General features: G+C 41.8%; 1 protein-coding gene. It reads left to right on the forward strand.

The window, feature by feature from the left end:
* Nucleotides 1–412, forward strand: a 412-nt coding sequence (locus ACYVRA_RS09170) for a metallophosphoesterase (protein ID WP_461252398.1), incomplete at its 5' end; no start/stop codon positions are given.
* Nucleotides 413–433 lie beyond the last annotated feature (21 nt).

A 433-nucleotide genomic window follows, 5' to 3' on the forward strand; every position in this document is an offset into this window, starting at 1 on the left:
TAGCCCGAATACTCGTTATAAAGATCGTATGGGCATCCCGGGAGCGTGGTCGGACGAATACCATCTTTTAACGTCAAGTGTAAATGCCTATGATTTTAGCTTTACCGTAGTTTCTGACCCGCAAAGCGAAGAGCACACCGACATGGTTAATGTATTAAACGCGGCCGACGCTTTTGATACAGATAACAAAGTCTATCTTATGGGCGGTGACCTTGTAGATGCGATTGGTGGAAGACCGAATGAAATTATTAGTTACACAAATGCGGCAAATGAATTTAACAACAAAAAGACAATAATCGCGACGCAAGGCAATCACGATACCTATTTTATTGATGGTTCTTCATACCGTTTCGGTGAAGCCGAAGTATATAACGCTTCTATTACATTCCCCGATAACGGCGGATGCAATTAGGTGAATAAGGAGAAAATAAGT

Source organism: Treponema sp. R8-4-B8 (assembly GCF_054786175.1).